Origin of the sequence: Lentzea sp. NBRC 102530 (genome assembly GCF_030269365.1) — a bacterium.
Lineage (GTDB): Bacteria > Actinomycetota > Actinomycetes > Mycobacteriales > Pseudonocardiaceae > Lentzea.
The window spans coordinates 44,762-58,053 of sequence record NZ_BSTF01000001.1; the positions used below are offsets into that span (position 1 = coordinate 44,762).

The 13,292-nt window shown below is 68.5% G+C and carries 11 protein-coding genes; 9 read left to right on the forward strand and 2 right to left on the reverse strand.

The window, feature by feature from the left end:
* Nucleotides 1–79: 79 nt before the first annotated feature.
* From QSK25_RS00230 to treZ, 6 genes are all read left to right on the forward strand, one after another.
* Nucleotides 80–505, forward strand: coding sequence for a RidA family protein (locus QSK25_RS00230; protein WP_285632904.1), 426 nt, complete (start codon nt 80–82; stop codon nt 503–505).
* 105 nt (nt 506–610) lie between these two features.
* On the forward strand, nt 611–2,422 hold the full coding sequence (locus tag QSK25_RS00235) for a 4-alpha-glucanotransferase (RefSeq protein WP_285630590.1): 1,812 nt from the start codon (nt 611–613) through the stop codon (nt 2,420–2,422).
* Between the two features lie 89 nt (nt 2,423–2,511).
* Complete coding sequence (locus tag QSK25_RS00240) at nt 2,512–2,814, forward strand: hypothetical protein (RefSeq protein WP_285630592.1); 303 nt, start codon at nt 2,512–2,514, stop codon at nt 2,812–2,814.
* Between the two features lie 425 nt (nt 2,815–3,239).
* Nucleotides 3,240–5,345 carry a glycogen debranching protein GlgX gene (gene glgX, locus QSK25_RS00245; protein ID WP_285630595.1) on the forward strand — a complete coding sequence of 702 codons (2,106 nt, stop codon included), beginning with the start codon at nt 3,240–3,242 and terminating at the stop codon, nt 5,343–5,345.
* Complete coding sequence (gene treY / locus QSK25_RS00250; RefSeq protein WP_285630598.1) at nt 5,345–7,423, forward strand: malto-oligosyltrehalose synthase; 2,079 nt, start codon at nt 5,345–5,347, stop codon at nt 7,421–7,423. The genes glgX and treY overlap by 1 nt, the downstream gene beginning before the upstream one ends.
* A complete protein-coding gene (gene treZ / locus QSK25_RS00255) occupies nt 7,420–9,093 on the forward strand; it encodes a malto-oligosyltrehalose trehalohydrolase (RefSeq protein ID WP_285630601.1) in 1,674 nt (557 codons plus the stop codon). Before treY ends, treZ begins: the two co-directional genes overlap by 4 nt.
* Here treZ and QSK25_RS00260 read toward each other — a convergent pair.
* Nucleotides 9,012–9,356 carry an ANTAR domain-containing protein gene (locus tag QSK25_RS00260; protein ID WP_285630604.1) on the reverse strand — a complete coding sequence of 115 codons (345 nt, stop codon included), beginning with the start codon at nt 9,354–9,356 and terminating at the stop codon, nt 9,012–9,014. The genes treZ and QSK25_RS00260 overlap by 82 nt on opposite strands.
* 186 nt (nt 9,357–9,542) lie before the next feature.
* Between QSK25_RS00260 and QSK25_RS00265 the strand changes: the two genes are divergently transcribed.
* The 3 genes from QSK25_RS00265 (at nt 9,543) to QSK25_RS00275 (ending at nt 11,750) form a co-directional block, all read left to right on the forward strand.
* Nucleotides 9,543–9,722, forward strand: a complete 180-nt coding sequence (locus QSK25_RS00265; protein ID WP_285630607.1) for a CsbD family protein — start codon at nt 9,543–9,545, stop codon at nt 9,720–9,722.
* Between the two features lie 1,101 nt (nt 9,723–10,823).
* Entirely contained in the window at nt 10,824–11,081 is a 258-nt protein-coding gene (locus tag QSK25_RS00270) for a helix-turn-helix domain-containing protein (protein WP_285630610.1), read from the forward strand.
* 147 nt (nt 11,082–11,228) lie between these two features.
* The gene (locus QSK25_RS00275; protein WP_285630614.1) at nt 11,229–11,750 is read left to right on the forward strand and encodes a hypothetical protein; all 522 of its coding nucleotides are present in this window, start codon (nt 11,229–11,231) and stop codon (nt 11,748–11,750) included.
* Nucleotides 11,751–11,891: 141 nt separating this feature from the next.
* On the opposite strand, the gene QSK25_RS00280 is transcribed toward QSK25_RS00275, so the two are convergent.
* Nucleotides 11,892–13,217 (reverse strand): amino acid permease, encoded by a 1,326-nt coding sequence (locus QSK25_RS00280; protein ID WP_285630617.1) that lies wholly within the window; start codon nt 13,215–13,217, stop codon nt 11,892–11,894.
* Nucleotides 13,218–13,292 lie beyond the last annotated feature (75 nt).

Genomic DNA, 13,292 nt, shown 5'->3' on the forward strand with positions numbered 1-13,292 from the left:
GAGCGATCTGCCGAGGTGCGTAGCTCAGTGGCCCTTCGCGGCACGATGCGTTCCACCTGCCCGAAGTAGTGTGGCCGTCATGCCCGCCGCAGAGCGCCTCACCGAACTGCCCGACCTCCCCACGACGCCCGGCTACGCGCACGCCGTCACGGTCACCGGCAAGCTCGCGTTCATCTCCGGTCAGGTCGCCGTCGACGCGGCGGGCTGCGTGGTCGGCGTGGACGACCTGGCCGCGCAGACCAGGCAGGCGCTGAGCAATCTTCATCACGTCCTGCGAGGTTTGGGCGCCGACTGGTCGGATGTCGTCAAGTTCACCTGGTTCGTGCTCGACGCGTCCGAGGTGCAGACCATTCGCGACGTCCGTGACGAAATCCTGCGGCCCGCGCTCGGAGAAGTGCGCAACCCGGCCAGCACGCTGGTTCAGGTGGCCGCGTTGTTCGGGCCCGATTTCCTGGTCGAGGTGGAGGCCGTCGCGGCCATTCCAGGCGATCCATCGGATGTCTAATGAAATGCATCTCTGTGTAGGCGTCTCGACCGGCCTGCACCCTTCGGGTGACCAGGGTCCATTTGCTCTGGTAATGCGGACCGGGGTGTGACATAGCTTGTAGTTGTGGAGCAGTTGGCGCGGCTGGCGGACGCTTGGGGCGTCGCCACTCGGTACGAGAACGCGGACCAGCAAGAGGTCACCGTCGACACCGAGGTCGTCGTCAAGGTGTTGGCGCAGTTCGGCGTCGACGCGTCCACTGAGGACGCGATCGCGCGCGAACTGGCCCTCGTCGAGCAACGGCGCGCCGAACGAACGCTGCCCCCCACCATCGTGATCCGCGAGTACGAGACGTACGACCTGCGCGGGCCGGCGACGGTCGAGCTGGAGAACGGCGAGTCGTTCACCGTCGAACGGCACCTGCCCGACTCGGTCCCGCTCGGCTGGCACCGCGTCGTCACCGGGGAGCAGACCGTCACGCTCGCCGTCGCGCCGCGCACGCTGCCGGACGTCCCGCACACCTGGGGCTGGATGCTCCAGCTCTACGCGGCCCGGTCGAACGACTCGTGGGGGATGGGCGACTTCGCCGACCTCGCCACGATCGCCCGCCGGTCCTCGCTGGAACTCGACGCCGGCGTCGTGCTGGTCAACCCCGTGCAGGCGCCCGCGCCGACGCACCCCGTCGAACGCTCGCCGTACTCGCCGACGACCCGCCGCTTCGCGAACCCGCTGTACCTGCGCGTCACGGACACGGCCGAGTTCCTCCAGGCCTGCCCGCGCACCCGGCAGCTCATCCGCGACCTGCGGCCGGAGAACCAGGACCTGATCGACTACGACGCGGTCTGGGAGGCCAAGCGGCAGGCGTTGGAGCTGCTCTTCCCCGGCGGCGACGTCGAGATGGACGCCGAGCTCGAGAAGTTCGCCACCTACTGCGCGTTCGCCGAGCTGCACGGTGCGGACTGGCGCCAGTGGCCGGAGGACCGCGGCGAGGCGCCAGGGGACCGCGTCGCGTTCTACGCCTGGCTCCAGCACCTGTGCACCCGGCAGCTGCAGGACGTCCGGCTGGCCGCGCACGAGGCCGGCATGGCCATCGGGGTCATCCACGACCTCCCGGTGGGGGTGGCTCCCGGCGGCGCGGACACGTTCGCGGACCCCGAGGCGTTCGCCATCGACGTGACGGTCGGCGCGCCGCCGGACGCGTTCAGTGCGGACGGCCAGGGGTGGGGGCTGCCGCCGTGGCGGCCCGACAAGCTCGCCGAGACCGGCTACCGGCCGTTCCGGCAGGTGCTGCGCAGCGTGCTGCAGCACGCGGACGGCATCCGCATCGACCACGTCGCCGGCCTGTGGCGGCTGTGGTGGATCCCGCCGGGCGAGCCGCCGTCGCGCGGCACGTACGTCTACTACGACTCCGACGCCATGCTCGGCGTGCTGGCGCTGGAGGCGTACCGGGCGGGCGCCGTCGTGGTGGGCGAGGACCTCGGCACCGTCGAGCCCGTCGTCACGAAGACGTTGCAGGAGAACGGCATGCTCACCAGCGCCGTCCTCTACTTCCAGCGCGACTACTACGCCGAGGGTCACCCGCTGATCCCGCCGTCACAGTGGAATCCCAACCAGATGGCGAGCATCTCCACCCACGACCTGCCGACCGCGGCGACGTTCTTCGCGGGTCCGGACGGGCCCGACTTCGACGAGCTGATGCGCCAGGAGGGCGTGCGGACCGCCGACCGGGTCGAGGGCGCCCACGAACTGCTCGCGCAGGCACCCTGCGCGTTGGTCCTGACTTCACCTCAGGACGCTCTGCGGGAAACCCGGCAGCCGAACGTCCCGGGCACGATCGACGAGCACCCGAACTGGAGAATTCCCCTGCCGGTCGTGTTGGATGAATTTTTCCCACGGGTCCGGGAGATCACGCGTCCCCTGCGCAACCGCGAAAGATGAAACTTTTGCGTAACGGCAGGTCATAGACCCGCGGAGTAGTGTTAGGCCGTCACCCGACGGCGGAAAGACTTTTGGAGGTGGCGTACCCGATGAGCTCAGCCGTGAGCACGCGGAATCCGACCGGCGTGCTGGAACTGGCCGTCGAGCAGGTCCTGGCCTCGGTGCGGCCGACCGCGCTCGGCGACCCGGTGGCCGGGGCCCAGCGCGCGGAGGAATCTCTGCGTGACGCGCTGCGGGACGCCGGTCCCGTGGAGGACAACGTCGCCCTGCAGCACGCGCTGGCGTGTGCGGAGGCCGCTTGTGAACACCTGAAGTACGCGGAGATCCAGGAAGCACGCACGCTGCTCACGGCCGCACGTGGACAGCTCGTCCTGGCGCACGAAGGAGTGTGACCACGTCCCGTGGTCACCGGTCGGTGACGGTCACACGATCGAGTCAAGCCTCGCGCACTCCCGTGAGAACCTGCCGCCAGCGGCCCGGAATTGTCGGTGCTCGCTCGTAGGGTTCGGAGTGTGATCGTCCACCAGCCCCTCAGACGCGCACCGGACCAGGCGCGGGCCCTGCCCGCGCTCCGCGAAGCCGCGTGCCGCACGGCCCCGCGCCGTCGCCGTCGTCCGTGTCGAATCCGGCCTTCGCCGACCGGCGTACAAGTCGCTCCGGCTGGGTAGTTCTGTGGTCGTGACCGACCCGCGCCCCCCGGACGTCCTGCCCAGAAGAGGACCTCACAGATCAGACCGCCTGCCGCAACACCGTCATGCCACGATGTTCCGGCACGGACAAGGTCTTTCGCAGCCCGCCGCTTGTGACGAGGAGCATCGTGCGACCCTGGCCTGGTAGGCCCTACCCGCTTGGCGCCGGATACGACGGCGTGGGCACCAACTTCGCCCTGTTCTCCGAGGTCGCCGAGTTCGTCGAGCTCTGCCTCTTCGACGAGGACGGCACGGAGACCCGCGTGCGGCTGCCGGAGGTGGACGGCTTCGTCCACCACGGCTACCTGCTGGGCATCGGCCCGGGCCAGCGCTACGGGTACCGGGTGCACGGCCCGCACGACCCGGCGCGGGGCCTGCGGTGCAACCCCAACAAGCTGCTGATCGACCCGTACGCCAAGGCCATCTCGAACGGCCTGTCGTGGGACGAGTCGCTGTACGGGTACAAGTTCGGGTCGCCCGAGGAGCGCAACGACGACGACTCGGCGCCCCACGTGCCGAAGTCCGTGGTGGTGAACCCGTTCTTCGACTGGACGAACGACAGGCTCCCCAGGACGCCGTACAACGAGAGCGTCATCTACGAGGCGCACGTGCGCGGCCTCACGATCGACCACCCGGAGATCCCGCCGCGGCTGCGCGGCACCTACGCGGGTCTCGCGCACCCGGTGATGATCGACCACCTGATCAAGCTGGGCGTCACGGCCGTCGAGCTGATGCCGGTGCACCAGTTCATCAGCGACCACACGCTGGCCGAGCGCAGGCTCAGCAACTACTGGGGCTACAACACGATCGGGTTCTTCGCCCCGCACGACGGCTACGCGGCGCTGCCGCTGAACCAGGTGCAGGAGTTCAAGGGCATGGTCAGGGCCCTGCACCAGGCGGGCATCGAGGTCATCCTCGACGTCGTCTACAACCACACGGCGGAGGGCAACCACCTCGGGCCCACGCTGTCGATGCGCGGTATCGACAACGAGTCGTACTACCGGCTCGAGGACGAGGACCCGCAGTACTACACGGACTACACGGGCACCGGCAACTCGCTGAACGTGCGGTCGCCGCACACGTTGCAGCTCATCATGGACTCGCTGCGGTACTGGGTCACCGAGATGCACGTCGACGGGTTCCGGTTCGACCTCGCGGCCACGCTCGCGCGCGAGTTCTACGACGTCGACCGGCTGGCGACGTTCTTCGAGGTCGTGCAGCAGGACCCGGTGGTGTCGCAGGTGAAGCTGATCGCGGAGCCGTGGGACGTCGGTCCCGGTGGCTACCAGGTCGGCAACTTCCCGCCGCTGTGGACGGAGTGGAACGGCAAGTTCCGCGACACGGTCCGCGACTTCTGGCGCGGTGAGCCCGCCACGATGGGCGAGTTCGCCTCGCGCATCACCGGCAGCAGCGACCTCTACCAGGACGACGGCCGCCGGCCGTACGCGTCGATCAACTTCGTGACGGCGCACGACGGCTTCACGCTCAACGACCTGGTGTCGTACAACGAGAAGCACAACGAGGCCAACGGCGAGGACAACCAGGACGGCGAGAGCCACAACCGGTCCTGGAACTGCGGCGTCGAGGGGCCGACGGACGACGAGGAGGTCCTCGCGCTCCGGCGGCGGCAGCGGCGCAACCTGATGGCCACGATGGTGCTGGCGCAGGGCGTGCCGATGATCGTGAACGGCGACGAGTTCGGGCGCACGCAGAACGGCAACAACAACGCGTACTGCCAGGACAACGAGGTCTCCTGGGTCGACTGGTCGCTGCTGGAGGCCAACGCCGAGCTGATGGAGTTCACCTCGGCGCTCACCTCGTTCCGCAAGGCGCACCCGGTGTTCCGGCGCCGCCGGTTCTTCGCGGGCAGGCCGATCCGCAAGGGCGACGAGCTGCGCGACATCGCGTGGTTCACCCCGGCGGGCGAGGAGATGACCGAGCAGAACTGGGAGGACGACTTCGGCAAGTGCATCGTCGTCTTCCTCAACGGCGAGGGCATCCCGGACCTCGACTCGCGCGGCATGCGGGTCACCGACGACTCGTTCCTCATGGCGTTCAACGCGCACTACGAGGACATCCAGGTGACGCTGCCCGAGCCCGAGTACGGTCCTGAGTGGAGGGTCGTCGTGGACACGACCACGGGTCTGGTCGGCAACGGCGAGAAGCCCATCGCGGCGCACGGGCAGCTGACGCTGACCGCGCGGTCGCTCGTCGTGCTGCAGCGGGTGGGCTGATGGGCGCGCCGTCCTCGACGTACCGCGTCCAGTTCACCCCGTCGTTCACGTTCGCCGACGCCGCAGCCGTCGCCGACTACCTGGCCCGCCTGGGCGTCGGCGCGCTGTACGCGTCGCCGATGCTCGACGCGCGGGAGGGCTCGACGCACGGCTACGACGTCACCGACCCGACGCACGCCCGGCCCGAGCTGGGCGGCGACGCCGCCCGCGTCGCGTTGCAGGAGCGGCTGATCGCGCTCGGCCTCGGCCTGGTCGTCGACATCGTGCCGAACCACATGGTCGTGCCGAACCCGTGGTGGGAGGACGTGCTCGAGCACGGTCAGGAGTCGAAGTACGCGAAGTACTTCGACATCGACTGGTCGTCGGGCAAGGTCCTGCTGCCGGTGCTCGGCGAGGGATCCGCGGACGAGGTCCACGAGCACTACCTGAAGGCCGACTGGCGGCGTGGCAACAGCGAGCTGAACTACCGCCGGTTCTTCGACATCACCGAACTGGCGGCGATCCGGGTCGAGGACCCGGAGGTGTTCGAGGCGACGCACCGCGCGGTGCTGTCGTGGGGCGTCACCGGGTTGCGGATCGACCACCCGGACGGGCTCGCCGACCCCGGCGGCTACTTCCGGCGGCTGCGCGAGCACTTCGACGGCTGGCTGGTCGTGGAGAAGATCCTCGGGCCGGACGAGACGCTGCCGCAGAGCTGGCCGGTCGACGGCACGACGGGCTACGACGCGTTGCGCGAGGTCTGCGGCGTGTTCATCCCGTTGACGGACGCGTTCGCCGGCAACTTCCACGAGGTCGAGCACGCGTCGCGGCAGCAGGTCGCGGACTCGATCCTGGTGGCCGAGGTGCGCCGGATCGCCCGGCTGGTGCAGGGCGTCGAGTTCGAGGACGCCTGCCAGGCCGTCGCCGAGGTGATGGTCAACTTCCCGGTGTACCGGTCGTACCTGCCGGAGGGGCTCAAGTACTGGGAGACCGCGGTCAGGCTGTCGAAGTCCCCGGCCGTGCGCGCGCTGGACGAACAGGTGCGCGCCGACCCGCACGGCGAGCTCGCGACGAGGATCCAGCAGACCTCGGGCATGGTCGTCGCGAAGGGCACCGAGGACACCGCGTTCTACCGCTACACGAACTTCGTGGCGTTGAACGAGGTCGGTGGCTCGCCGGACCGCTTCGGCCTGTCCACGGCCGAGTTCCACGAGCGGGCCGCCCGGCGTGAGGCAGCCGAACCACGCGCCATGACGGCATTGTCGACGCACGACACCAAGCGTTCGGAGGACGTGCGCGCCCGCTTGGCCGTGCTCGCCGAGATCCCGGACGCCTACCTGGCGTTCGAGGCGGCGATGACGGGCAAGTACGGCATCTCCGAGCCGACGCTGAACCGCCTGGCGTGGCAGTCGGTCGTCGGCGCGTGGCCGCTCACCGAACAGCGCCTCGGCCAGTACCTGGAGAAGGCGTCCCGCGAGGCCAAGATCAAGACGTCGTGGGTCGACCGCGACGCGGAGTTCGACGCCGAGGTGGCCGCGTGGCCCGCGAAGGCGTTGAACGAGCCCGAGGTCGCCGCCTTCGCCGAACGGCTGAAGGCACCCGGCTGGGTGAACTCGCTGGGGCAGAAGCTGGTGCAGCTCACCGCCCCCGGCGTCCCGGACGTCTACCAGGGCACCGAGCTCTGGGACTACTCGCTGGTCGACCCGGACAACCGCAGGCCCGTCGACTACGAGGTGCGCCGGGAGTTGCTGGCGCGCATCGAGTCCGGCTGGCTGCCCGAGGTCGACGACTCGGGCGCGGCGAAGCTACTGGTGGTGCACAAGGCCTTGCAGGTGCGCAAACGCGGCCTGCACGGGTACCGGGCGTTGCACGCCGAGGGCCCGGCCGCGGAGCACGTGCTCGCGTTCGAACGCTCCGGCGTGATCACGGTCGCGACCCGGCTGCCGGTCGGGCTGGAGCAGAAGGGCTGGCAGGACACGGTTCTGCCGTTGCCGGGTGCGAAGTGGACGGACGTGCTCACCGGGCGTCCGGCGGCCGAGGACCTGGCGACGTTGCTCGACACCTATCCGGTAGCGCTGCTGGTGCAGGGGGATCAGTGAGCTTCTCCGTCTGGGCGCCGACGCCCGAGTCGGTGCACGTGCGGGTCGACGGCGTCGACCACGAGATGAAAAGCGACGGCGACTGGTGGCACTCGGACGCCGAGGGCACCGACTACGCGTTCGTCATCGAGGGCGAGGCCTACCCGGACCCGAGGTCGCTGTGGCAGCCGAACGGGGTGCACGAGGCGTCCCGGGTGTACCGCCACGACTACGCCTGGGGTGACGCGGGCTGGACCGGCAGGGCGTTGCCCGGTGGCGTGATCTACGAGTTGCACATCGGCACGTTCACGCCGGAGGGCACGTTCGACGCGGCCATCGGCAAGCTCGACCACCTGGTGGCTCTCGGCATCACGTTCGTCGAGGTCATGCCGGTCAACAGCTTCGACGGCGTCGAGGGCTGGGGTTACGACGGGGTGCTGTGGGGCGCGGTCCACGAGCCCTACGGGGGCCCGGACGGCTTCAAGCGGTTCGTCGACGCCTGCCACGCCCGCGGCCTGGCCGTGCTGCTCGACGTGGTCTACAACCATCTCGGGCCGTCCGGCGCGTACCTCGACAGGTTCGGGCCGTACTTCGCGGGCCGCAACGACTGGGGCCCCGGCCTCAACCTCGACGGCCCCGGCTCGGACGAGGTCCGCCGGTACGTGATCGACAACGCCCTGCAGTGGCTGCGCGACTTCCACGTGGACGGGCTGCGCCTGGACGCCGTGCACGCGCTCGCCGACAGCAGGGCGAGGCACGTCCTCGAGGAGCTGTCGATCGAGGTGGACGCGCTCTCGGCGTCCGTCGGCCGCCCGCTCACCCTGATCGCCGAGTCGGATCTGAACGACGCGAAGCTCGTGACGGCCCGCGAAGGCGGCGGCTACGGCCTGCACGCGCAGTGGTCGGACGACCTGCACCACTGCCTGCACGTCGCGCTGACGGGTGAAACCTTCGGCTACTACGCGGACTTCGCAGCCCCCGGAGCGTTGCGGAACACGCTGGAGAAGGTGTTCTTCCACGCCGGCACCTGGTCGTCGTTCCGGGAGAAGCACCACGGCAAGCCGGTCGACACCGCGCTGATCCCCGGCCACCGGTTCCTCGCGTACACGCAGAACCACGACCAGATCGGCAACCGCGCGACCGGCGACCGCCTGCCCGCGACCGTGTCGGTCGGCAAGTTGCTCTGCGGCGCCGCGATCGTCCTCACCTCGCCGTACACGCCCATGATCTTCATGGGGGAGGAGTGGGCGGCGTCGACGCCGTGGCAGTTCTTCGCGTCGTTCCCGGACCCGCACCTGGCGGAGGCCGTCCGCACGGGCAGGCGCCGCGAGTTCGCCCGGCACGGCTGGGGCGAGTCCGACGTGCCGGACCCGATGTCACCGCAGACGGTTGAGAATTCGCGGCTGCGCTGGTCCGAGGCGGGTGAGGGCGATCACGCGCGCGTCCTGGATGTGTACCGGGCCCTGATCTCGTTGCGGCGCTCCCGTCCGGAGCTCGCCGACCCGCGGTTGGACAGGTTCGTGGTGGAACAGGACGGGGAGTGCCTGGTGCTGCACCGCGAGACGACCCGCGTGGTGGTGAACCTCGGCACGACCCCCGTCCCGCTGCCTCAGGGAGACGTGCTGCTGACCTCCTCGGCCAACCCGTCGTCGCTTTCCCCGGAGTCGTTCGCGATCGTCGCGTCGACGTGATCCCACAACATCTGGTCGGTCAGCTCCACCGGCCGCCCCAGGTGCGCGTGCACGAACGCCGTGACCAGCCGGTCCGCGGCGACGTGCAGCTTGATGTTGTGGTGCTGCGATATGTGCACCAGCAGCTGGAACGCCTGCTGGGGTGTGCAGGGTTTGCGTGCGGCGATCAGGCCAGTGGCCTGCCCGATGACTGTCCGGGACACCAGAGCTTTGCGCAGCCCCGCCACCTCGGCCTCGAGGGCGGTGATTCTCGCGGACGACACCGCCGGCTCCTTTCGCGTCGTCGTGGTCACAGCGGCATGCCGGTGAGACGACGGGCTCTGGAGCTGCATTGCGAAAGGCGGGCACACCCAGAGCAAGCCGTCACATCGGCTTGCGGCTGGGTTCTCAACCGCGAGTGATCACCTTATCAAGGGTTTGAGACGGTGCTCGCCGGGTAACCGAGTTGCATGGGTGCCGATGAGAAGTTCGAGAACAAGGCGGAAGAGCTCAAGGGCCGCGCGAAGGAAGCCGTCGGCGACGCCACCGGGAACGAGCAGTGGCAGGCCGAGGGGCGGGCTGAGCGTGCCAAGGGGGCTCTCAAGCAGGCCGGCGAGAAGGTCAAGGACGCCTTCAAGTCCGGCAAGTGACGTTGGCCGACTGACGTCGGCCAGGACTGTGCAGCCGCCCGGTTCTACTCCCGTTGGGGGTGGGCCGGGCGGTTTTGCGTGTCGGCTGGGCTTCCAGCGGGGTTGTGTGTGCGGGTTCCGTCGCCGATGCGGTGGTCGTGCAGACCTTGACGAGAGTGGTTCAGGCATCGCCGCTTCGCGACGACAGAGATCGGGGCTTGACTTCGGGGCCCTTGCGAGGCCCTCGTCGGCCTTGAAAGCCGGGGGTGAAGTGCGCCCCGGCCGAGCTGCGAGTGTAGGGCCTCGCACCCAAAGCCAAGCCCCGATCTCTTCGGGTGCGTGGCTGGGTTTCGTTGGTACGTCACCACTACCGCTTGCTCGGAGCCGCGAGGTAGGGACGGCTCGCCTTCGGCCTTGCGTCGGGTCTTGGGGGGCTCGGCTGCGCCGTCGCGATGCTTGCGCTCGGTGGGCTCGCCTGCGGCATCGTCGTCCTCAAGCCATTGGTTGCCTGCTCTCGGCCACCGATCTCTTGGCCACCCAAGTCTCGGCCACCGATTCGCTCGGCCACCGATCGCTTGGCCACCGATCTCTCTGCCACCGGACTCATGACCACAGCTCTTGGCCACGAAGCCTTGGCCACCGAGTTCTTGGCAGCCCAATGCTCGCGTAGCTCGCCTGGCGGGACTGTCAGACCGTCTGAGTACGTTGGAGCGCGGGGGGTCCTGGTGGCGAGGGGACGCCTGCGCGAGCCTGCCTTGTCCACGCTCGTCTTGCCGCGTTCGTCTTGTCCGCGCTCGTTCTAGCCTGTGCTCGCCGTGCTCGTGCTCATCTTGTCCGAGTGGCGTGAGGTGCCCTGAAACGGGACAACCCCCGGACGACTCCTGCGCGAGCAGGCCGAGCGGGACCAGCGCTCGAAGTCCGGGGGTCGGGTGGCTGCCTTGGATTACGACTAGGCGTCACCAAAGGCGGTCCTAGCGGACAGCCACCTCACGAGTCCTGTAGCTATACAACTTCGGACCACCTCCTCTCTTGTGTACTGCGAACCTATGCCTGGGTCGGGTGGGCGTGCAACGGACTTTCTCACGCCACGCGAGGGGCTTGAGTCGCGTAGAATCCGCAGGCATGGTGCGCATCCCCCTGACGTCGCTCGAACGGGAGCGCGGTAGGCGGCTCGGTCAGTTGCTGCGCGATGCTCGCGGCGAGGAGAGCATGGTCGAGATCGCGGCTCGGGCCGGGTTGTCGGCGGAGACCGTGCGCAAGATCGAGACCGGGCGGGCTCCTACGCCCTCGTTCTTCACCATCGCCGCGTTGGCCGGGGCCCTGGGGATCTCGCTCGATTCCATCAACGAACTGCTGGCGCCGCAGAGTCGTTCGGCCTAGTTCGCTCGATCGTTTGGTCTGTTACTCGGACGAGTTACCACTAAAGTCGGGGATGTCCGGCGGTTTCCGGAACGATCCTTGACGTGGCTTCTCGGGCCGTGCTCCGGTGGAGCGGCGAGATTCGCTCTTCTCGAAGCAGGGGGAATTGTGAAATTCATTTCAGGTGTCATTGCTGCGTTCCTGGCGTTCGCGCTGGTCGGTGCTCCCGCCGCGTCCGCGACCGCAGAAGCGCAGATCAGCAGGGGTGAAATGCTGAAGCGGGCGGCTGTCTGGCTGACCGCGAACAACGGCAAGCAGGTTCCGTACAGCATGTCGAAGTACTGGAAAGACGGGTACCGGCAGGATTGTTCGGGTTATGTTTCGATGGCCGCGAACCTGGGGAACGGAAATCCCAAGGGCGGTCCGAACACCGTTGCTCTCGCGACCAGCAAGTACACGACGTCCATCAAGATCGCGGACATGAAGCCGGGTGATCTGTTCATCGATCCGGTCGACGAACCCGGCAACGACTTCCGGCACGTCGTGATCTTCGAGAAGTGGGAGAAGCCCAACCAGTCGTACTGGGCCTACGAGCAGCGCGGTAGCCACGGCACGGACCACCGCGTGCTCACCTACGGGCTGAAGGACAAGAAGTACAAGCCCTACCGGTTGAAGAACGTCACCGGCTGATCGGCATCACCAGGCGACCGGCGTGGCCAGCGGACTCCGCACGGCCATGCCGGTCCGCCGTGAATGCCGCCTGAACGTCCATTCGCGCCAGTCGCGCGGCGATGTCGTTGCTGCACCTGAAGGTTCGCGCGGGTGACGGCGTCAGGTTCGATCGCGGAGACTTCGCCGGCGCAAGGCTGACCTGCCTACGGCCACTGCCGCTACGCCCGCGACGAGCACGCCCGTGGACAGGATCTGCCCGCGGGCCTGCTCGTCGGCCAGCATGAGCGCGATGATGCCGACGATCACCGCGAGGGCCGTGTAGGAGAGGTACGGATAACCCCACATGGGGACCGCCGGGTCCTGCATGGTGCGGCGCAGGCGGATCTGGGAGACCGCGACGAACCCCCACACGACCAGCAGCGCCGAGCCGACGGCGTTGAGCAGCAACAGGAACACCGTGTCGGGCCACAGGTAGTTGAGCAGCACCGAGAAGAAGCCGAACGCCGTGGACGCCAGCACGGCGTTGCGCGGCACCCCGTTGACCTTCTTCAGGAGTGCCTTCGGTGCTTCTTCCCGTTCCGCGAGCGAACTCAGCATGCGCGCGGCCCCGTACAGGGTGGCGTTGATGGCGCTCAGCAGCGCGACGAAGATGACGACGTTCATGATCTGCCCGGCCGCCGGGATCCCGAGCCGGTTCAGCACCGCGACGTACGGGCTGGCGCCGACCTCGGAGTCGTTCCACGGCAACAACGTCACGACCACGGCCATCGAGCCGAGGTAGAAGACGAGCAGCCGGGTCATGGCCGTCCTGAGCGCCTTCTTGATGGCGTGCCTGGGGTCCTCGGCGTCCGCGGCGGCGATCGTGATGACCTCCAGCCCGCCGAACGCGAACACCGTGGCCATGAACGCGGCGATCACGCCACCCCAGCCGTTGGGCAGGAAGTCCCGGAGGTTCTGGAACCCGGGCGATTCCGTGGTGGGGAGGAGGCCTGCGATGGCGAGCGCGCCGAGCCCGAGGAAGAGCACGATCGCCGCGACCTTGAGCCCCGCGAACCAGAACTCGAACTCGCCGAAGCTGCGGACGTTGCTCAGGTTCACCGCCGTCAGCACCGCCATGAACAGCAGCACCCACGCCCACTGGGGGACCGCGGGCACCCATCCGGACGCGATCTTCGCGGCGCCGGTCGCCTCGACCGCGAGCACCACCCCGACCGCCGCCCAGTACGTCCACCCGACGGTGAACCCGGCCCACGGTCCGATCGCCTTTTCCGCGTGCACCGAGAACGCGCCACCGCTCGGATGCTCGGCCGCCATTTCCCCGAGCATGCGCATCACGAGCAGGGCCAGAATTCCGGCGAGTCCGAACGAGATGAGCACGGCAGGTCCCGCCAACGCGATGCCGGCCCCTGTCCCGACGAACAGACCAGCTCCGATCACGCCGCCCAACGCGATCATGGTCACATGCCGTTCCCGCAGGTGAGTCACGCTCTCCAGCCCCGTTCGAGTGTGCCGATGGCGGCCCGATAGTGAGTTCATGGCGGCGGAGAGTCAAATCGTGTG